Here is a 19365-nt window from a genome sequence, read left to right as displayed (position 1 = left end):
GCTATCTTTTCGGGATGAAGCTGAATAATACCTTACTTTTTGTTCTTTTGCTCTGGTTCATACCCGCCATGATCGGGGCACAGACCACAACGTATCTCCATTGCGGCCGCATCATCGACGGAACCGGCGGTGTGTTAACCGACAAGACGATTGTGGTGATCGACAACAAAATATCTTCCATCCAGGATGGCTTCGTGGGCGCGGCCGCAGGCGCAAAAACGGTTGATCTAAAGGGTAGTACCGTAATGCCCGGGTTTATCGATCTTCATGTTCACGTAGAGTCCGAACTGAATCCGAAGGCCTACAGCGAGAAGTTCACCATGAACCCCGCCGATGTGGCGCTCCGCGCCACCACCTACATGCAGAAAACCCTGATGGCCGGCTTCACGACCGTCCGCGACCTCGGCGGTTCCGGCGTCAACATCTCACTGCGCAACGCGATCAACGCCGGCTACGTCGAAGGACCACGCATTTTTACCGCCGAGAAAGCCATCGCCACCACCGGGGGGCACGCCGATCCCTCCAACGGCCGCAGCAAGGAACTCTCTTTTGATGCCGGCCCCGACGCCGGCGTCATCAACTCTGCCGACGAAGCCTGGAAAGCCGTTCGTACACGCTACAAAAACGGCGCCGACTGCATCAAAATCACCGCCACCGGCGGTGTTCTCTCCGTTGCCAAAGATGGACAGGGCGCCCAGTTTCGTGATGCCGAGTTGGAAGCAATTGTAGCCGCCGCCAAAGAGTACGGCATGCACACCGCTGCCCACGCCCACGGCATCGGCGGAATGCAACGCGCCATCCGCGCCGGCATCACCACCATCGAGCACGGTACCCTGATGGACGAAGAAACCGCCGACCTGATGATCAAGCACGGAACCTACTGGGTACCGACCCTGAGTGCCGGCAGCTACGTAGCCGAAAAGGCCAAAGAACCTGGCTTCTTCCCGCCCATCATCGTCCCCAAAGCCATCAGCATTGGTAGCCAACAGAAGGAAATCTTTACCAAAATGTACAAAAAGGGCGTCAAAATTGCCTTCGGAACCGACTCCGGCGTCTCTCCCCACGGCGACAACGCCAAGGAGTTCGGTTACCTCGTTGAGTGTGGCGTAGCACCGATGGATGCGATTACTTCTGCCACCAGCACCGCCGCGTTCATCCTCGGCCAGGAGAAAACCCTCGGACAACTCAAACCCGGATTCACCGCCGACATCGTTGCGGTAAACGGAAACCCCCTGGAAAAAATCACGCTTCTGGAGCATGTTGGGTTTGTAATGAAGGGTGGTCGGTTAGTCAAAGAGTAGCATCGGGTCGCCGCAGCCTCTGGCTGCAAGCGGTCTGTGCGCTCTCGGAGCGCGCAGCCAACCACGCGCCGCAGGAGGTAAATCTTATTGATTAATATTTTTTATTTGGTAGGCATTGAGTTGGAATGTCGTGAACATCAATTTACGAATTTAGCCTGCCCCTTTCATCTAGTACCCTAACCCGCCAGTCAAAAGGCCCAAGGTCGTTCAACCCAAGCACCGAAACCGCGGCCTCCAATTCCTCCTCCCGATCCCCGCCGAAGCAGAACGACTTACCCGCCCGCCGCAAATACTGCTCAGGAATCAAGCCAATCAACTCCGAGCCGGTAACTTTAGCCCCGAGAGCATCCGCGAGGCTGACTGCGGTGAGGTAGACTTTCGCTAAGTCCGTAGCCTCCGCATCCACCACATTACAACTGATCTGGCAACGGCCGAACTCGGGGATGTGCCAGCCGATGGCCTTGAGGCCGGGAAACAAACCCGGCTTTCCCTTGCGCCCACTACCCCGAAGCTTGGCGGCGAGGTCTTTAGCGACTTCCACCGGCACCTCAGGTGCCAGGTTGATGTTCCAGGCGATGAGGAACGGGCGGGCACCAAGGACGGTAGCACCGAACTTCGGATTTAGTTTGGGGCCATAGTCGGGTTGCCAATCGGGGTTATCAGCGCGGGCGGCGAGGCCTTCGTATTCACCTTTGCGGATGGCGGCCAGGTTTCTCCGGTGCGGAGCCGAGGCACTCTCTTCGTAAAGGAAGACCGGAATGCCCAACTCTGCTCCCAAACGCTCACCCAGCACCTGCGTCCGCGCCACCAAATCCGCCATTTCAATACCACAAATGGGGACGAAGGGACAAACATCCACCGCGCCAATCCGCGGATGCTCCCCCTGGTGCAACTGCATGTCGATCCGCTCCGCAGCAACCTTATATATACGGTAGGCCGCTTCAAAGACCGCCTCCGGCGGTCCGGCAAAGGTGAAAACGGTCCGGTGCGCGCCAGCGCCCGTATCCTGATGCAATAATTTACAGCCGGGAACAGACGTAATTGCTTCGGCAAAAGCCCCCAAAACGGCTTCATCCCGACCTTCTGACACATTCAGGATACATTCAACAAGCGGAGCGACGTTAGACATGGTACTTTTGTGGTGTAATTAAAAAATCCGGATGCTTCACAGCCTTTCGGGCAGAGCCAGCATCCACGCCTGTCACAACTGCCCTGTTTCTTCTTCGGGAGGCTACGGGGACTACAAAGCTAATCACCTTCGCCAAATGATCAGAAGCTCCATCATATCTCTACTGTTACTCTTACTTTATTCCTGCAATGGAGAAGCTCCGCCTTCCGAAGATGTCGTTACGGCTCCCAGCCGGGATCCGGGTATAGCCCGCCTTACCGAAGCCATTAACGCCGATCCGACCAATGCGGACCTGTACGCTCAGCGTGCTTCGATGGAGTACGACAAAAAAAATTACGATGCGGCGATCGCCGATATGGCAAAGGCGCTGTCCATCGACAGCACGAATATCGAGTACCACTACAATCTGGCCGATGTCTATCTCGACTATTACCGCAGTCGTCTGGCTCTACGTACCCTTGAGCGTGCCTCCAGCCTGGAACCCAATAATGTGGAGACGATGCTCCGCCTGGCCGAAACAGAACTAACCCTGAAACAGTACGATGACGCCTTAGTCACTCTAAGCGAAATCTCTAAAATAGACCCCCGGAATCCGGATGTTTTTTATCTGCTGAGCCAGACCTTTCTGGAAACCGGCGATACTGCCCGGGCTATAAATTCGGTAAAAGAGGCCACGGAGATCGATCCGGATTTTACCGATGCTTTTATCAAAACCGGACAACTTCTTTTTGCCAAAGGTCTTCCCCGCGCAGGTCAGTATTTTGATGCAGCCGTGGCCATCGACCCCGAAGACCCCATTGCGCTTCACGCCAAGGCGGATTACCTGCGGGACAATGACCAAATCGGTGAGGCTATCAAAACTTATCGGGCAGCAAGCCTTGCCGACCGGCAGTATGTAGCCGGCTATTTCAACGCTGGCCTGCTGTACCTTGAACAGGACAGCCTGCAACCTGCCCTGAGCGAATTCAACCTCGTGATCAAAAACGACCCGGTCCATATTCGCGGCTTTTTCTTCCGTGGCTATACGCACGAGCAACTTGGCGATCCCGAAGCCGCCTGCAGAGATTATGATGTCGCCCTGCGCTTTGCGCCGGATTACCAACTCGCCATGGATGGCTACGCACGCCTGGGCTGCAAGTAAGTATTGGGCGCGGCAGCCTCAGGCTGCAAGCGGTTGCCGCGACCTTCGGTCGCGGGGGTGAACCGGCTGCTCGTAGCCGGCGGTTACATCAACTTCTCGTAGATAAAGACTTGCTTTTTCAGGGCGCGGCCGCAGGTGCAGGGAAAGGGTAAAAGGGCAAAGTCAGGTGAACCTCAAACGATAACGCCTTAACTTCATACCACGATACCAACGTTCCAACGAACCAAAACACCAACCAGTGCACCATCAGTTTCTTGCCCATCTGACCCATCAGCGTCGCCTTAGCGAGCATACGGTCGCTGCTTACGCGAACGACCTGAAGCAATTTGCTGCCTGGTGCCTCGGGGAGCACGAGATTGCTACTACTTCCGCTGTCACCCGCGACCACGTGAAAGGTTGGCTGGCCAGCCTGATGGCGTCTGGCCTTGCCGCAGCCAGTATTCGTAGAAAGCTGTCGTCTTTGAAAGCCTTCTACAATTACCAGCAGAGTAGGGGACTCCAGCAGGAAAACCCAACTTTACGCATCCCTATTCCCAAGTTGTCTCGTCGTTTACCCGTTGCGGTAGCGGAGAAAGACATCAAACGACTTTTTGATTCCTTCCCCGATCCGCTTACTAACGATCACTTCCCGCTACTAAGAGACCACCTGTTGCTGGCCTTGCTCTATCAGTGCGGAATGCGCCGTGCGGAACTCATTGGGCTGAAACAAACGGATGTAGACCTGAATCACCGCCGCCTCTCGGTATTGGGTAAGGGAGATAAACAGCGCCTGGTACCCTTCGGCCCTAAGCTGGCCGAACTCCTGGAGTGCTACAACGAACTGCGTGCGGGTACATTTCAGGAAGAAGAAGTTGCTGCGCTGCTCCTCACTGACCGGGGGAAGCGGATGTACCCTAAATATGTTTACAATAAAGTCACTGAATACCTGAAAGACTTCAGTACGGAAGAGAAGAAGAGTCCGCACGTACTGCGGCACACTTTCGCTACCCATCTGCTCAGCGAAGGGGCCGACCTGAACGCCGTAAAGGAACTATTAGGCCACGCAAACCTGGCGGCAACGCAGCTTTATACCCATAATAATATTAAGAGGCTACAGGAGGTCTACCGCCAGGCTCACCCGGAAGGAAAGGAGCCTGACGATTCCTGAGTCGGATTTCAGCAGGTCAGCAGCAGCGGGGAGTTGGTCGGGAGTGCAACTTTAAGAAATTTTGATCACGTTATCCTGCCGGAACGCCCGTATTTACTCACCTGGCTAGGCTGATGAGAAATATTTTTAAGAAATTTCTTTAGAGTGTTTTGTGAATTGTAGGAAAGAGCTTACCTTTGCAATCGCTTTGGGAAAATGACCTGAAGGAACATTGAAAATTAGGTTCAGATTACCAGTAATAAGCCGATATAGCTCAGTCTGGTAGAGCAGCTGATTTGTAATCAGCTGGTCGGCGGTTCGAATCCGTCTATCGGCTCACTTTAAACGATTTCCAAGTCGTTACCAAAAGTGGTAATCTGAAAACATGTCACCGGGGGTGCGCTACAGTTGGAGAGGTAGGTTGGACTGTAAATCCAATGTTTCGGCTGAGTAGGTTCGAATCCTACCACCCCCACACGACAGGTTTTAAATATTCAAAGATTAGAATCAGGTTTTCCTGAATTCTGAAATTTGTGTTTTAAAGCCATCATTTGCGGAAGTAGCTCAGTTGGTAGAGCATCAGCCTTCCAAGCTGAGGGTCGCGGGTTCGAGCCTCGTCTTCCGCTCCAACAAGAAAGAATCACAACGGTGGCTTTTTCCATTTCTTGAAATCACCATTTGCCGACGTAGCTCAGGGGTAGAGCACTTCCATGGTAAGGAAGGGGTCGTGAGTTCAAATCTCACCGTTGGCTCAAGTTCGTGATGAACTTGGGAGTGCATTTAGCTATGACTATGTTTCTCAACATGGTCATTTCTTGTTTTTCCCACCTTCATTGCCAACAATTCAAACTCTTCGGGTATCCACCGGAGAAGGGGCGGCCGGGGTGCGGTTCGCACCCATGTCCTAACTCGTTTTTTAATCCCCTAAATACTTACCTGTAATGGCTAAGGAAACATTCCAAAGAACAAAGCCGCACGTTAACATCGGCACCATCGGTCACGTTGACCACGGTAAGACGACCCTGACTGCTGCAATCAGCACTGTTCTCGCTAAAACTTCTGGTGGAGAAGTAAAAGATTACTCTTCTATCGACTCTGCTCCCGAAGAAAAAGAGCGTGGTATCACCATTAACACTGCTCACGTTGAGTACGAAACCGAGAACCGTCACTACGCACACGTTGACTGCCCCGGCCACGCTGACTACGTAAAGAACATGGTAACTGGTGCCGCCCAGATGGACGGTGCTATCCTTGTAGTAGCTGCAACTGACGGCCCTATGCCGCAGACCCGTGAGCACATCCTCCTGGCTCGTCAGGTAGGTGTACCTAACATCGTAGTATTCATGAACAAGGCTGACCTTGTTGATGACGAAGAAATGCTTGAGCTCGTAGAAATGGAAGTTCGCGAACTTCTCTCTTCTTACGAGTACGACGGCGACAACGCCAGCATCATCATCGGTTCCGCTCTTAAGGGCCTCGAAGGTGACGCAGAGGGCGAAAAGCAGATCCTCGAACTCATGGCAGCAGTTGATGCTGACATCCCTGAGCCAGAGCGTCTCGTTGACCTCCCATTCCTGATGCCAGTAGAGGACGTGTTCTCTATCACTGGTCGTGGTACCGTAGCTACGGGCCGTATCGAGCGTGGTGTTGTAAACGTAGGTGATGCTGTTGAAATCATCGGTATGCAGGAGCCAGGACAGAAACTGACTTCTACCATCACTGGTGTAGAAATGTTCCGCAAACTCCTCGATCGTGGTGAAGCTGGTGACAACGCCGGTATGCTTCTCCGTGGTATTGAGAAAACCGCCATCAAGCGTGGTATGGTTATCTGTAAGCCAGGTTCCGTTAAGCCACACACCAAGTTCAAGTGTGAGGTTTACGTTCTCTCTAAAGATGAAGGTGGTCGTCACACACCATTCTTCAACGGCTACCGCCCTCAGTTCTACTTCCGTACCACGGACGTAACTGGTGACGTGAAGCTTCCTGAGAACGTTGAAATGGTAATGCCAGGTGACAACGTGACTCTCGAAGTTACTCTCCTCGCTGAAATCGCAATGGAGAAAGGTCTCCGCTTCGCTATCCGCGAAGGTGGTCGTACCGTAGGTGCCGGTCAGGTTACCGAAATCCTCGAGTAAGAAAAATCTAAAGGCTTAAAAACCTTCCGATTACAACCTTTTGTGAAAGTTAGGTACCCTCTTTTGGGTACTTAACTTTCACTTTCTTAGGATAATGCTTACTTTTGCAGCCGCTTAGGTGAATTTACAAGATGCAACTTAAATCAAATTGCATTCTTTTCAGTACTCACAGCAGCGGTTACGAATTGTAAGATTTAACCAGGGGCTGGGTCCCAAAACCTGAACGAAGGTTTTAAATTTTAATACACACACGGGCGTAGCTCAATTGGTAGAGCACTGGTCTCCAAAACCAGGGGCTGGGAGTTCGAGTCTCTCCGCCCGTGCACAGATCTGAGATTTTTGAGTCGTAGACTCCATCATCTCATTAACTGAATAACAATGAACAAAATAGGACTATACCTGAGGGAAAGTTACAACGAGCTGGTTCACAACGTGACCTGGCCAAGCTACTCTACCCTGCAGACCAACACCATTCTGGTACTCATCGGGTCCGCGCTTTTCGCGTTCACGATCATGGCCATGGATTTTGTCTGGAAAAACCTTGTAGAATTCATTTACAAGTTAGGTTAACCGACAAATAGCAATGGCAGTAACTAAATGGTACTCTCTCCGTGTAATTAGCGGCAAAGAGAAAAAAATCAAGGAACGGATCGAGAAAGAGATCGCGATCAATGGCTGGGAAAACCACGTCATGAAGATCATCGTGCCTACCGAGAAGGTTTATAAAATCCGCGGTGGCAAGAAGGTTATCTCCGACCGTAACATCCTCCCCGGATACATTCTGGTGGAGGCTGATCCGTATGCACTGAACGGTGAAGTCCTTGATTCTATTACCGGACTGCCCAACGTGATTCACTTCCTCGGTAAGAGCGAACCCATCCCGATGCGTGATTCTGAAGCCAACCGCTTGCTCGGTAAGGTTGACGAAAGCCTGGAGGCTGGTGACACGATGATCGAGCCCTTCATCGAAGGAGAAACGGTGAAAATCATCGACGGTCCTTTCAACGAATTCGTCGGCGATATTCAGGAGGTGAACGAAGAAAAGAAAAAGCTCAAAGTCATTGTTAAGATTTTCGGCCGTGGTACTGAAGTTGAACTCAACTTCATGCAGGTTGAAAAGCAAGGATGATCTCAATATGTTTCCGTCGCTCCGGGCCGCTCAAAGGCCGTGGCGAAACATTTTTGAATACTTACCCCAATTAATTTAAAACTAACTGGTCGGAGAGTGACTCAGGTATTTGTCATTCGTCAGTACGACATAAATAAGCTATCATGGCTAAGGAAGTAGAAGTACAAATCAAACTTCAGGTCCGCGGTGGCGGAGCTAACCCAGCTCCTCCCGTCGGTCCCGCACTCGGTGCGAAAGGTGTGAACATCATGGAATTCTGTAAGCGCTTCAACGCGCAGACGCAGGATCAGCAGGGCAAAGTTCTGCCGGTGATCATTTCCGTTTACAAAGACAAGTCGTTCGACTTCGTCATCAAGACACCACCCGCAGCGATCCAGCTGCTGGAAGCCGCTAAGATCAAAAGTGGTTCCAAGGAGTCTAACCGTATTAAGGTTGCAAAAGTGAGCTGGGACCAGGTTCGTACCATTGCTGAGAGCAAAATGGCTGACCTTAACTGCTTCACCGTCGAAAGCGGCATGAAGATGGTTGCCGGTACCGCACGTTCTATGGGCATTACCATCGAAGGCGGCACGTCTCCGTACGACGCGTAACTGACCACTGATCAGGCGCGGCCGCAGGTGCCAGGAACGTTTTTTTAAGGGCTACTTACCGGGATGTTCCTATTTCGGTAACCAGGCTTTTCAACAAACATTGCACCAGCGTTGAGCGCCCTCCTAACATAAATTATCTCGCAGGGAGCACACCTAACCATGGTGTGCGTCATTTACCTCAAACATCATTTTATTATGGCTAAACTTAGCAAAGCGCGCAAAGCTGCCGAAGGTAAGGTCGACGCCGAAAAGCAGTACGCACTCAACGAGGCCATGGCCCTCGTTAAGCAGGTGAATACCGCTAAATTCGACGCTTCTGTAGATGTACACGTACGTCTCGGAATCGACCCCCGTAAAGCTGACCAAGCGCTGCGTGGTACCGTTACTCTGCCTCACGGCACGGGTAAGACCAAGCGTGTACTCGCATTCGTAACCCCGGACAAGGAGCAGGAAGCTCTCGACGCCGGTGCCGATTTCGTCGGTCTCGACGATATGGTATCTAAAGTAACTGAAGGTTGGACCGATTTCGACGTCGTAGTTGCAATGCCCCAAACAATGGCCAAGGTTGGTCGTCTGGGTCGTGTACTCGGCCCTCGTGGTCTCATGCCTAACCCTAAGACAGGTACTGTAACCATGGACGTTGCTCAGGCAATCTCCGACGTGAAGGGCGGTAAAATCGCTTTCCGTGTCGACAAGTTTGGTATCATTCACTCCAGCATCGGCCGCGTAGGTTTCTCTCCCGAGCAGCTGCTGGACAACGCCAACGAACTTCTTGGTACCCTGGTTCGCATGAAGCCTTCCAGCGCCAAAGGCACTTACATGAAGTCGGTTGTTGTCGCTTCTACTATGAGCCCCGGCATCAAGGTCGACCCGAAAACCATTGCTTAAACCGTCCCTAAACTAACTTACAAATGACTAAGACAGATAAAGCGGCGGCCATCGAGGCTCTTAAGGAGCGTTTCGAGAACAATGAGTTCTTCTACATCGCTGATGCCTCCACACTTTCCGCTGAAAAAACAACCGAACTGCGCGGTAAATTCTTTGAAAAAGGAATTTCTATGCAGGTCGTTAAGAACACACTTGCCCGCAAGGCCCTTGAACAGTTGCCCGAAGAAGGTAACTACAAGGCAGTGTTCGACGCACTGAAAGGCCCTACGGCCCTTCTTTTCACTGAGGTAGCAAACGCTCCCGCCAAAGTCATCAAGGAATTCCGCGGTGCTGATGGTGAGCGTCCTATCCTCAAAGCAGCCTATATCGCCAGTGCAGTTTACACCGGTGACGATCAGCTTAACGCACTCGCGAAGCTGAAGTCCCGCGAAGAAATGCTCGCCGATGTACTCACCCTTCTCCAGAGCCCAATGCAGAACCTGCTTGGTGCCCTCAACAGCGGAGGATCTCAGGTGGCAGGGCTGCTTAAGACGCTCGAAGAGCGGGAGGCGTAGCCTCCAAATAGTAAGTAGTGGGTAGAAGGTCGTACCCGTCCACGCATGTGTTGCAGGTACTACCTTCTACTGACTATTAACTACCCACTAATTTGGCTTCCAAGCTGATATACGCGATACTACTCGTAAATCATTTTTAAATACTTTTCTATTATGGCTGATGTAAAAACAATCGCCGAATCGCTCGTTAACCTGACCATCAAGGAGGTAACTGAGCTCGTAACCATCATGAAGGACGAGTACGGCATCGAGCCCGCTGCTGCTGCTGTTGCCGTTGCCGGTGGCGGAGCTGGAGGTGGCGAAGAAGCTGCTGCTGCTAAGACCGACTTCGACATCGAACTGCAATCTGCCGGTGGCAGCAAGCTGAAGGTGGTGAAGGAAGTTAAGAACCTTCTTGGCCTGGGTCTCAAAGAGGCTAAGGAAATGGTTGACGCTGCTCCTACCGTACTTAAGGCCGGTGTGCCGAAAGACGAGGCTGATAGCATCAAAGCCGCTCTCGAAGAGGCAGGTGCTACTGTTGAGCTGAAGTAATTCAGGTCACGTTCACCAACAAAAGACTAAGCAGGGGGCAATGCTCCGGTGTTGCCCCACTGCTTTTTCTTTCATAGCTGCTTTTAACGGCAGCTGGTACCTACAAAAGGCGCAAAGAGCGCTTTTTGCACGGCTTAGCGGACGGCATACGTCTTGCTGGGCTTTTTGCGTATAAAGAATTGCTGACAAAGCAAAACTTTTGGGGATCAAAAACTGTATTAATGATTCGCGATCCCCAATCCCCGCCCGGGTAATAGAACCCGGACCCCTCAAAATCCCCTCAGGGTTCGTTCACCGCGGACGAATGAACACTGGGCCAAATATAAAGGAAAACTGCTAATGACGTCAAACGGCCAGATCCTTAATGCTGAAGAACAACGGGTAAGCTTCGGTAAAATTAAGCTGACTGATCATTCCCCTGATCTACTAGAAATCCAACTCAAATCTTTCCAGGAATTTTTCCAGCTGGAAACAACCCCCGAAAATCGGGCGTTGGAAGGTTTGTACCGGGTATTCCAGGAAAACTTCCCCATCTCCGATACAAGGAGCATTTTTAATCTCGAGTTCCTCGACTACTTCGTCGATCCGCCTCGCTACACCATCCCTGAGTGTATGCAGCGTGGTCTGACCTACAGCGTCCCGCTGAAGGCCAAACTGCGTTTGAGCTGTAACGATGAAGAACACGTGGATTTCCAAACCATCGAACAGGATGTATTCCTCGGAAACATCCCGTACATGACACCTAAAGGAACCTTCGTTATCAACGGAGCCGAACGGGTCATCGTATCTCAGTTGCACCGCTCTCCTGGTGTGTTCTTCGGTCAGAACTTCCACCCCAACGGTACGGCAATTTACTCCGCTCGTGTAATCCCGTTCAAGGGGGCATGGATGGAATTTGCCACCGACATCAACACGGTGATGTATGCATACATCGACCGGAAGAAAAAATTCCCAGTTACGACTCTCCTGCGTGCCATTGGCTTCGACAGTGATAAGTCGATTCTCGACCTCTTCGGCCTTGCCGATGAAGTTGCGAACACCCGGGAAGCCCTCTCTGCTGCAATCGGACGTAAGCTTGCAGCCCGTGTGCTTCGCGCCTGGACGGAAGATTTCGTAGACGAAGATACGGGTGAGCTCGTGATCCTCGAACGTAACGAAATCATCCTCGAGCGTGACACTGTACTCACAGAGGACAACATCGAATTCATTCTGGAAGCCGACGGCATCGAGAACATCATCCTTCAGAAGGAAGATGTAGGAATGGATTACAGCATCATCTATAATACGCTGCAAAAGGATCCGTCCTCCAGCGAAATCGAAGCGGTTCAGTATATCTACCGCCAGCTTCGTGGAAGTGATCCACCCGATGAAGAAACTGCTCGCGGTATCATCGACAAGCTGTTCTTCTCCGACAAGCGCTACAACCTTGGCGAAGTAGGGCGCTACAAGATTAACCGCAAACTCAACGCCGGCACCGACGACGAAATCCTGGTACTTACTAAGGAGGACATCATTGCCATCGTGAAGTACCTCGTTGCTCTGATGAACCAGCGCGCCGAGATTGACGATATCGATCACCTGAGTAACCGCCGTGTTCGTACGGTGGGTGAGCAACTCTACGCTCAGTTCGGTGTAGGTCTGGCCCGGATGGCTCGTACTATCCGTGAGCGTATGAACGTCCGCGATAACGAGGTATTCACGCCGATCGACCTGATCAACGCCCGGACACTCTCCAGCGTAATCAACTCTTTCTTCGGTACCAGCCAGTTGAGCCAGTTCCTGGATCAGACAAACCCACTCTCTGAGATCACGCACAAGCGTCGTATCTCGGCACTCGGACCTGGTGGTCTGAGTCGTGAGCGTGCCGGCTTCGAGGTTCGTGACGTTCACTACAGCCACTACGGCCGCCTGTGTACGATTGAAACCCCGGAGGGGCCGAACATTGGTCTGATCTCCACCCTTTGTGTTCACGCAAAAGTGAACAAAATGGGCTTCCTTGAGACTCCTTACCGTGCTGTCGAAGACAGTAAAGTAGTAATGGACGGTGATCCGATTTACCTCTCCGCAGAAGGAGAAGATTTCAAAAAGATTGCCCAAGCCAACTCCGAGTTGAACGAACAAGGCGCTTTTGTCAATAACGAAGTGAAGGCCCGTGATCACGGTGACTTCCCAGTTCTTGCTCCGGAAGACCTCGAGTTCATGGACGTTGCTCCTAACCAGATTGTAGGTGTTTCTGCGTCTATGATCCCGTTCCTGGAGAACGATGATGCGAACCGTGCCCTCATGGGATCGAACATGCAGCGTCAGGCCGTACCTCTTCTTCGCCCGTCCAGCCCGATTGTTGGTACCGGCCTTGAAGGTAAGGTTGCGCGCGACAGCCGCATGCTTGTAAACGCTGAAGGCGACGGTGTCATCGAATACGTTGATGCCAACGAAATCATCGTCCGGTACGAGCGTTCTGAGGAAGACCGTCTGGTCTCTTTTGAGGATGATCTCGTCACTTATACCCTTATCAAGTTCCTGCGTACTAACCAGGGTACTTGTGTGAACCTCAAGCCGATCGTTAAGCGCGGCCAGAAGGTGAAAAAAGGCCAGATTCTTTGTGACGGTTACGCCACAGAAAAGGGAGAGCTTGCTCTTGGCCAAAACATGAAGGTTGCCTTCATGCCCTGGAAAGGGTACAACTTCGAGGATGCCATCGTATTGAGCGAACGGGTAGTACGCGAAGACGTGTTCACCTCTCTCCACATCGAGCACTTCGAAATGGACGTGCGCGATACGAAACTGGGAGAAGAAGAACTGACCAATGATATCCCCAACGTTTCTGAAGAAGCGACGAAGGACCTCGACGAGAACGGTATTATCCGCGTTGGTGCCTGGGTTAAGGAGGGTGATATCCTGATCGGTAAGATCACACCAAAAGGTGAATCTGATCCTACACCGGAAGAAAAACTCCTCCGCGCCATCTTTGGAGACAAAGCCGGTGATGTAAAGGATGCTTCCATGAAGGCCAGCCCATCGCTGAAAGGTGTCGTTATCGGTAAAGATCTTTTCTCGAAAACGAAGAAAGATCAGGCCCAGAAAGATGCTGAGAAGATCAAACTTCAGAAACTGGAGGATGAGCACAAAATCAACCTCAACAAGCTCAAGACGCTGTTGGTAGACAAACTTGACAAATTGGTACGCGGTCGCGCGAGCCAGGGTGTCAACACCATCTACGGCGAGTCTGTAGTGCCTAAAGGCGAAAAGTTCACCCAGTCTCTGCTGCGTGACCTCGACTACACGAGCATCGATTACAGTGGCTGGACCACCAGCGACGACCTTAACGGACTCATTGCCCGCCTGCTGCACAACTTCAGCATCAAGGTAAACGAGGAAGTTGGTCGTTACAAGCGCGAAAGCTTCAACATCAGTGTTGGTGATGAACTTCCGGCTGGCGTACTGAAACTGGCAAAAGTGTACCTCGCCAAGAAGCGTAAGCTGAAGGTAGGAGACAAGCTTGCCGGTCGTCACGGTAACAAAGGAATTGTATCCCGCATCGTTCGTGATGAGGATATGCCTTTCCTTGAAGACGGAACTCCTGTCGATATCATCCTGAACCCGCTTGGTGTACCATCGCGTATGAACCTTGGCCAGATTTTCGAGACGGTTCTTGGTTGGGCCGGTGAGAAACTCGGTATGAAGTTCGGTACGCCGATCTTCGACGGTGCAAGCCAGGCTGAGATCGAAGAATACATCCAGCAGGCGAAGCTTCCGAGCCTTGGCCAGACTTACCTCTACGATGGTGAAACGGGAGACCGTTTCCACCAGCTCGCGACAGTAGGTGTGATCTACATGCTCAAGCTCAGCCACATGGTTGATGATAAGATGCACGCCCGTTCCATCGGCCCCTACTCCCTCATTACTCAGCAACCGCTGGGTGGTAAGGCTCAGTTCGGTGGTCAGCGTTTCGGGGAGATGGAGGTATGGGCCCTTGAGGCCTTCGGTGCTTCCAACATCCTGCAGGAGCTACTCACCATCAAGTCGGATGACATTCAGGGACGGGCCAAGGCTTACGAGGCCATCGTCAAGGGTGACAACCTTCCGGAGCCGAATATTCCGGAATCGTTCAACGTACTTGTGCACGAGCTTCGCGGCCTGGCGCTTGACGTTAAGTTCGACTAGGGGAACCTCAACCCCGGCCCCTCGCCACAGGAGAGGGGAGAAAATCGCCCTTTCGATGGAAAGAGCGGATTAATTTAAAGACAGCTTTTTTTGGCGCGAACGCAGGTGCCGGGTCCGGTGAAAGGGTTTTCCCCGACGGAATTTGAAGTCAGGACAAAACTCCTCAACCGACTTTGCACCTGCGGCCCCGCCCCAAAAGGCCTCCTTATAAAACGAAATATGGCATTCAAAAAGACTAACAGCATCCAGAAGCAGGACTTTGACGCCATCACCATCAGCCTGAGCTCTCCGGACGAGATCCTGGAGCGCAGCTACGGTGAAGTGTTGAAGCCTGAGACCATCAACTACCGCTCCTACAAGCCGGAGCGTGATGGCCTGTTCTGTGAGCGCATTTTCGGCCCGGTCAAAGACTACGAATGTTACTGTGGTAAGTACAAGCGTATCCGCTACAAGGGGATTGTTTGTGACCGCTGTGGCGTCGAAGTGACCGAGAAGAAGGTACGGCGTGAGCGTATGGGGCATATCCGCCTCGTGGTTCCCGTTGTCCACATCTGGTTCTTCAAGAGCCTGCCTAACAAGATTGCTTACCTGCTCGGTTTTTCTTCGAAGAACCTGGAAAGCATCATTTACTACGAGCGCTACGTCGTGATCAATCCGGGTATCCGGGAAAGCGACGAGATCTTCCACAAAGCCCTCATCACGGAGGAGCAGTACCTCGACCTGCTCGAGACATTGCCACCCGAGAACCAGCAACTGGAAGACGGTCATCCGGATAAGTTCGTCGCCAAAATGGGTGCCGAAGCTATTCGTGATCTGCTCGAAGGTCTTCAGCTCGATTCGCTGTCCGATCAGTTGCGCCACCAGGCGAATACTGAAACGAGCCAGCAGCGTAAGAGCGAAGCACTCAAGCGCCTGCGCGTTGTGGAAGCTTTCCGCGATGCTCAGAAGCACATCGTGAACAAGCCGGAATGGACCATCATTCAGTACCTGCCCGTTGTTCCTCCGGAACTGCGTCCGCTGGTACCACTGGACGGTGGCCGCTTCGCTTCTTCTGACCTCAACGACCTGTACCGCCGGGTGATCATCCGTAACAACCGCCTCAAGCGCTTGTTGGAGATCAAAGCTCCGGAGGTAATCCTTCGTAACGAGAAGCGGATGCTTCAGGAGGCTGTAGACAGTCTCTTCGATAACAGCCGTAAATCCAACGCCGTAAAGGCTGAAGGTGGTCGTGCACTGAAATCGCTTTCTGATATCCTGAAGGGTAAGCAGGGACGTTTCCGTCAGAACCTTCTTGGTAAGCGTGTTGACTACTCTGGTCGTTCGGTGATCGTTGTAGGCCCAACTCTGAAGCTGCACGAATGTGGTATTCCTAAGGGGATGGCCGCCGAGCTCTTCAAGCCGTTTGTGATCCGTAAGCTCATTGAGCGTGGTATCGTGAAAACGGTAAAATCTGCTAAGAAACTTGTTGACCGCAAAGAGCCTGTAATCTGGGAAATCCTGGAGAATATCCTGAAGGGACACCCGGTAATGCTCAACCGTGCACCAACGCTTCACCGACTTTCTATCCAAAGCTTCCAGCCGAAGCTGATCGAAGGAAAAGCGATCCAGCTGCACCCACTCGTTTGTTCGGCGTTCAACGCCGACTTCGATGGTGACCAGATGGCCGTTCACGTTCCCCTGAGTCAGGCTGCGATTCTGGAAGCTCAGGTTCTGATGCTGTCCAGCCACAACATGCTGAACCCTCAGAACGGTACTCCGGTAACCCTTCCTTCGCAGGATATGGTACTGGGTCTTTACTACATCACCAAAGAGCGTACCGGCACTGAAGAGCGCCCCGTTCCTGGTGAAGGAAAGCGCTTCTACAGCCCGGAGGAAGTAATGATTGCCTACAATGAGGGCAAACTCGACCTCCACGCCAAGATCAGCGTTCGCGTTCCCGTTGAAGTATTCGACGAAGAAGGTAATGCTTCCCTGAAAGTTAAGCTTACCGAGACCACTACCGGTCGCGTAATCTTCAACAGCGCAATGCCAACGCAGGTACCATTCCAGAATGTTCTGCTGACCAAGAAGAACCTGAAGAAGGTGATCGGTGATATCATCGATCGCACCAGTTTCGCCGTTACGGCGATTTTCCTTGATAAGATTAAGGATATGGGTTTCCTCTGGGCCTTCAAAGGTGGTCTGTCCTTCAACCTCGGTGACCTGATCACGCCATCCGTTAAGGAAGACGTACTCGTTCAGGCGCGTGCCGATGTTGATGATGTGATGGACAACTACAACATGGGTCTGATCACGAACAATGAGCGGTACAACCAGATCATCGATAAGTGGACGTACGCTGACAACCAGATCACGACTACTCTTATGCAAGAGTTGGCTGAGCACAAGCAAGGTTTTAACTCTGTGTACATGATGCTCCACTCCGGTGCCCGTGGTTCCACGCAGCAGATTAAGCAGCTTTGTGGTCTTCGTGGTCTGATGGCCAAGCCGAAGAAGAGTAACGATGCCGGCCCCGCCGTAATCGAGAACCCGATCCTTTCGAACTTCGTCGACGGACTCTCCGTACTCGAATACTTTATCTCTACGCACGGTGCCCGTAAGGGACTTGCCGATACGGCCTTGAAAACGGCCGATGCCGGTTACCTGACACGTCGACTTGTTGATGTATCTCAGGACGTAGTTGTAATGAAGGAAGATTGTGGTACCCTCCGTGGTATCGACACTTCCGCTCTTAAGGAGAACGACAAAGTCATTGAAAGCCTGGAGAGCCGGATTGCAGGTCGTTTTGCGCTCGAAGACATCCTGCACCCGGTTACCGATGAGGTAATCGTGAAGGAAGATGGTTACATCGACGACAAGACTGCCCGTTACATCGAGCAGGAAGGCATCGAAGAGGTCACTATCCGTTCTGTGCTCACTTGTGAGGTAGAGCGTGGAGTTTGCCGTAAGTGCTACGGTAAGAACCTGGCTACTGGCCGTATGACGGAAGTTGGTGATGCCGTAGGTATCATTGCTGCCCAGTCTATCGGTGAGCCTGGTACCCAGCTTACACTGCGTACGTTCCACGTAGGTGGTACGGCCTCCGTAACCCGGGCAGAAAGCGAACTCGCTTCTAAGTTCAATGGTGAAATTGTCTTCGAAGACATCCGTACCGTTGAAGCGGAAGATGATATGGGCGATAAGAAAAACATCGTACTGTCTCGTTCCGGTGAGGTTCGTATCGTTGATCCCGAAACCCGCAAAGTTTTCACCAGCCAGCACGTTCCGTACGGTGGTACACTGTTCGTGAAGGAAGGCCAGTTGGTGAAGAAAGGTGACCCAATCGTAGAATGGGATCCTTACAACGCCGTTATCGTATCCGAATTCGAGGGTGTTGCTCGCTTTACCGACATTGACGAAGGAGTTACTTTCCGTACAGAGCGTGACGACCAGACCGGCTTCGAAGAGAAGGTAGTTATCGAAACGCGTGATCGGAAGAAGATTCCTACGATTACCGTTGTCGATAAAGACGGTGCTGAACTGCGTAGCTACAACCTTCCGGTTGGCGCCTACATCAGTATTTCCGAAGGAGACGCTGTGAAGGTTGGTCAGCAGATCGTGAAGCTGCCGCGTAAAGGTGGTAAGATTGCCGATATTACCGGTGGTCTGCCGCGGGTAACCGAGCTTTTCGAAGCGCGTAACCCGTCTAACCCGGCCGTTGTATCCGAGATCGACGGTATCGTAACTTTCTCTAAGAAGATCAAGCGCGGTAACCGCGAACTGATCGTTGAGGCCAAAGATGGCCAGAAGCGTAAGTACCTGATCAACCTGAGTAAGCACATTCTCGTACAGGACCAGGATTTCGTTCGCGCAGGTATGCCGCTCTCCGACGGAGCGATTGCGCCGCGTGACATCCTTAACATCAAAGGCCCGTTTGCCGTACAAACCTACCTGGTTAACGGCGTACAGGAAGTTTACCGTTCGCAGGGTATCACGATCAACAACAAGCACATCGAGTCCATCGTCCGCCAGATGATGCGCCGTGTACAGATTGTGGACCAGGGCGATACTACCTTCCTCGAAGGCGAAGCCGTTGAGCGTTACGAGTTCTTCAAGCAGAACGACTGGATCTTCGACAAGAAGGTAATCACCGATGCCGGTGAAAGCGAAACCTTCGCTCCTGGCCGCATCGTGACGATGCGCGAGGTACGTGAGGAAAACAGCCGCCTGAAGCGCGAAGACATGAAGATCATGACCTTCCGCGACGCACAAGCTGCTACCAGCTTCCCGCTGCTGCAGGGTATCACGCGGTCTTCCCTCGGTACGCCGAGCTGGATTTCTGCTGCATCCTTCCAGGAAACAACTAAGGTACTGTCTACGGCCGCCATCGCTGCCAAGCAGGATTACCTGGAGGGCCTGAAAGAGAACGTAATCGTAGGTAAGCGTATTCCGGCTGGTACGGGTATGCGTAAGTACGATCGCCTGTTCGTTACTACACAGGAGGCTCAGGATCAGTGGGAGGCCCGTCAGGCCGCTTTCGCTGAAGAAGAGGCTGCTGCACGTGCTGCCGAAGAAGCTTCAGCACTGAGTGCTGAGACCTCTGGTGAGGTTGAGTAGGCCCCCCGGCCCCCGAAGGGGGAGAGCCCCAACCCCCAAAGGGGAAGTTATATAGGCTATAGGAAACGCCCCGCTGACTTT

13 protein-coding genes and 5 tRNA genes are annotated in these 19365 nt (G+C 52.3%); 17 read left to right on the top strand and 1 reads right to left on the bottom strand.

Translation table 11 applies throughout. The annotated features are described in order from the left end of the window. The first annotated feature begins 14 nt into the window (after nt 1–14). Nucleotides 15–1301: a metal-dependent hydrolase family protein gene (locus tag FUA23_RS07925; RefSeq protein WP_147930193.1), complete on the top strand. Its 1287-nt coding sequence runs from the start codon at nt 15–17 to the stop codon at nt 1299–1301. Nucleotides 1302–1443: 142 nt separating this feature from the next. Here FUA23_RS07925 and ftcD read toward each other — a convergent pair whose 3' ends face one another. Next, nucleotides 1444–2430 (bottom strand): glutamate formimidoyltransferase, encoded by a 987-nt coding sequence (ftcD, locus tag FUA23_RS07920; RefSeq protein ID WP_147930192.1) that lies wholly within the window; start codon nt 2428–2430, stop codon nt 1444–1446. A 31-nt stretch (nt 2431–2461) separates the two neighbouring features. On the opposite strand from ftcD, the gene FUA23_RS07915 reads away from it, so the two are divergent. The 16 genes from FUA23_RS07915 to rpoC all read left to right on the top strand — a co-directional run bounded on the left by FUA23_RS07915 (nt 2462) and on the right by rpoC (nt 19284). Then, nucleotides 2462–3571 carry a tetratricopeptide repeat protein gene (locus tag FUA23_RS07915; RefSeq protein ID WP_147930191.1) on the top strand — a complete coding sequence of 370 codons (1110 nt, stop codon included), beginning with the start codon at nt 2462–2464 and terminating at the stop codon, nt 3569–3571. Between the two features lie 238 nt (nt 3572–3809). Then, complete coding sequence (locus FUA23_RS07910) at nt 3810–4718, top strand: tyrosine-type recombinase/integrase (protein ID WP_147930190.1); 909 nt, start codon at nt 3810–3812, stop codon at nt 4716–4718. A 242-nt stretch (nt 4719–4960) separates the two neighbouring features. After that, nucleotides 4961–5034 (top strand) — tRNA-Thr (locus tag FUA23_RS07905). Nucleotides 5035–5090: 56 nt separating this feature from the next. Then, nucleotides 5091–5172: transfer RNA gene (locus tag FUA23_RS07900), tRNA-Tyr, on the top strand. A gap of 78 nt (nt 5173–5250) precedes the next feature. Then, nucleotides 5251–5326, top strand: a tRNA-Gly gene (locus FUA23_RS07895). A 51-nt stretch (nt 5327–5377) separates the two neighbouring features. Next, a tRNA-Thr gene (locus FUA23_RS07890) sits at nt 5378–5449 on the top strand. A gap of 189 nt (nt 5450–5638) precedes the next feature. Next, nucleotides 5639–6832, top strand: coding sequence for an elongation factor Tu (gene tuf / locus FUA23_RS07885; RefSeq protein WP_147930189.1), 1194 nt, complete (start codon nt 5639–5641; stop codon nt 6830–6832). A gap of 250 nt (nt 6833–7082) precedes the next feature. Then, a tRNA-Trp gene (locus tag FUA23_RS07880) sits at nt 7083–7155 on the top strand. A gap of 55 nt (nt 7156–7210) precedes the next feature. Further along, nucleotides 7211–7402 (top strand): preprotein translocase subunit SecE, encoded by a 192-nt coding sequence (gene secE, locus FUA23_RS07875; RefSeq protein WP_147930188.1) that lies wholly within the window; start codon nt 7211–7213, stop codon nt 7400–7402. 13 nt (nt 7403–7415) lie between these two features. Beyond that, nucleotides 7416–7961, top strand: coding sequence for a transcription termination/antitermination protein NusG (gene nusG / locus FUA23_RS07870; protein WP_147930187.1), 546 nt, complete (start codon nt 7416–7418; stop codon nt 7959–7961). Between the two features lie 143 nt (nt 7962–8104). Continuing rightward, nucleotides 8105–8551, top strand: a complete 447-nt coding sequence (rplK, locus tag FUA23_RS07865; protein WP_147930186.1) for a 50S ribosomal protein L11 — start codon at nt 8105–8107, stop codon at nt 8549–8551. 195 nt (nt 8552–8746) lie between these two features. After that, nucleotides 8747–9439: a 50S ribosomal protein L1 gene (rplA, locus tag FUA23_RS07860; protein ID WP_147930185.1), complete on the top strand. Its 693-nt coding sequence runs from the start codon at nt 8747–8749 to the stop codon at nt 9437–9439. 23 nt (nt 9440–9462) lie between these two features. After that, a complete protein-coding gene (rplJ, locus tag FUA23_RS07855) occupies nt 9463–9993 on the top strand; it encodes a 50S ribosomal protein L10 (protein WP_147930184.1) in 531 nt (176 codons plus the stop codon). Between the two features lie 153 nt (nt 9994–10146). After that, nucleotides 10147–10524 (top strand): 50S ribosomal protein L7/L12, encoded by a 378-nt coding sequence (rplL, locus tag FUA23_RS07850; RefSeq protein ID WP_147930183.1) that lies wholly within the window; start codon nt 10147–10149, stop codon nt 10522–10524. Nucleotides 10525–10863: 339 nt separating this feature from the next. Beyond that, on the top strand, nt 10864–14688 hold the full coding sequence (gene rpoB / locus FUA23_RS07845; protein ID WP_147930182.1) for a DNA-directed RNA polymerase subunit beta: 3825 nt from the start codon (nt 10864–10866) through the stop codon (nt 14686–14688). Nucleotides 14689–14907: 219 nt separating this feature from the next. Beyond that, nucleotides 14908–19284: a DNA-directed RNA polymerase subunit beta' gene (gene rpoC, locus FUA23_RS07840; RefSeq protein ID WP_147930181.1), complete on the top strand. Its 4377-nt coding sequence runs from the start codon at nt 14908–14910 to the stop codon at nt 19282–19284. Nucleotides 19285–19365 lie beyond the last annotated feature (81 nt).

The sequence above is a fragment of the Neolewinella aurantiaca genome, from assembly GCF_008014675.1.
Lineage (GTDB): Bacteria > Bacteroidota > Bacteroidia > Chitinophagales > Saprospiraceae > Neolewinella > Neolewinella aurantiaca.
Note: the sequence above shows the minus strand (reverse complement) of the source record. Positions and strands in the feature narration are given on the sequence as shown.

What these genes read in the sequence shown, in the direction of transcription:
- rplL (WP_147930183.1), top strand. Translation starts at nt 10,147, where the DNA reads ATGGCTGATGTAAAAACAATCGCCGAATCGCTCGTTAACCTGACCATC.
- ftcD (WP_147930192.1), bottom strand. Translation starts at nt 2,430, where the DNA reads ATGTCTAACGTCGCTCCGCTTGTTGAATGTATCCTGAATGTGTCAGAA.
- nusG (WP_147930187.1), top strand. Translation starts at nt 7,416, where the DNA reads ATGGCAGTAACTAAATGGTACTCTCTCCGTGTAATTAGCGGCAAAGAG.
- FUA23_RS07915 (WP_147930191.1), top strand. Translation starts at nt 2,462, where the DNA reads ATGCTTCACAGCCTTTCGGGCAGAGCCAGCATCCACGCCTGTCACAAC.
- rpoB (WP_147930182.1), top strand. Translation starts at nt 10,864, where the DNA reads ATGACGTCAAACGGCCAGATCCTTAATGCTGAAGAACAACGGGTAAGC.
- FUA23_RS07925 (WP_147930193.1), top strand. Translation starts at nt 15, where the DNA reads ATGAAGCTGAATAATACCTTACTTTTTGTTCTTTTGCTCTGGTTCATA.
- rplA (WP_147930185.1), top strand. Translation starts at nt 8,747, where the DNA reads ATGGCTAAACTTAGCAAAGCGCGCAAAGCTGCCGAAGGTAAGGTCGAC.
- tuf (WP_147930189.1), top strand. Translation starts at nt 5,639, where the DNA reads ATGGCTAAGGAAACATTCCAAAGAACAAAGCCGCACGTTAACATCGGC.
- secE (WP_147930188.1), top strand. Translation starts at nt 7,211, where the DNA reads ATGAACAAAATAGGACTATACCTGAGGGAAAGTTACAACGAGCTGGTT.
- rplK (WP_147930186.1), top strand. Translation starts at nt 8,105, where the DNA reads ATGGCTAAGGAAGTAGAAGTACAAATCAAACTTCAGGTCCGCGGTGGC.
- rplJ (WP_147930184.1), top strand. Translation starts at nt 9,463, where the DNA reads ATGACTAAGACAGATAAAGCGGCGGCCATCGAGGCTCTTAAGGAGCGT.
- rpoC (WP_147930181.1), top strand. Translation starts at nt 14,908, where the DNA reads ATGGCATTCAAAAAGACTAACAGCATCCAGAAGCAGGACTTTGACGCC.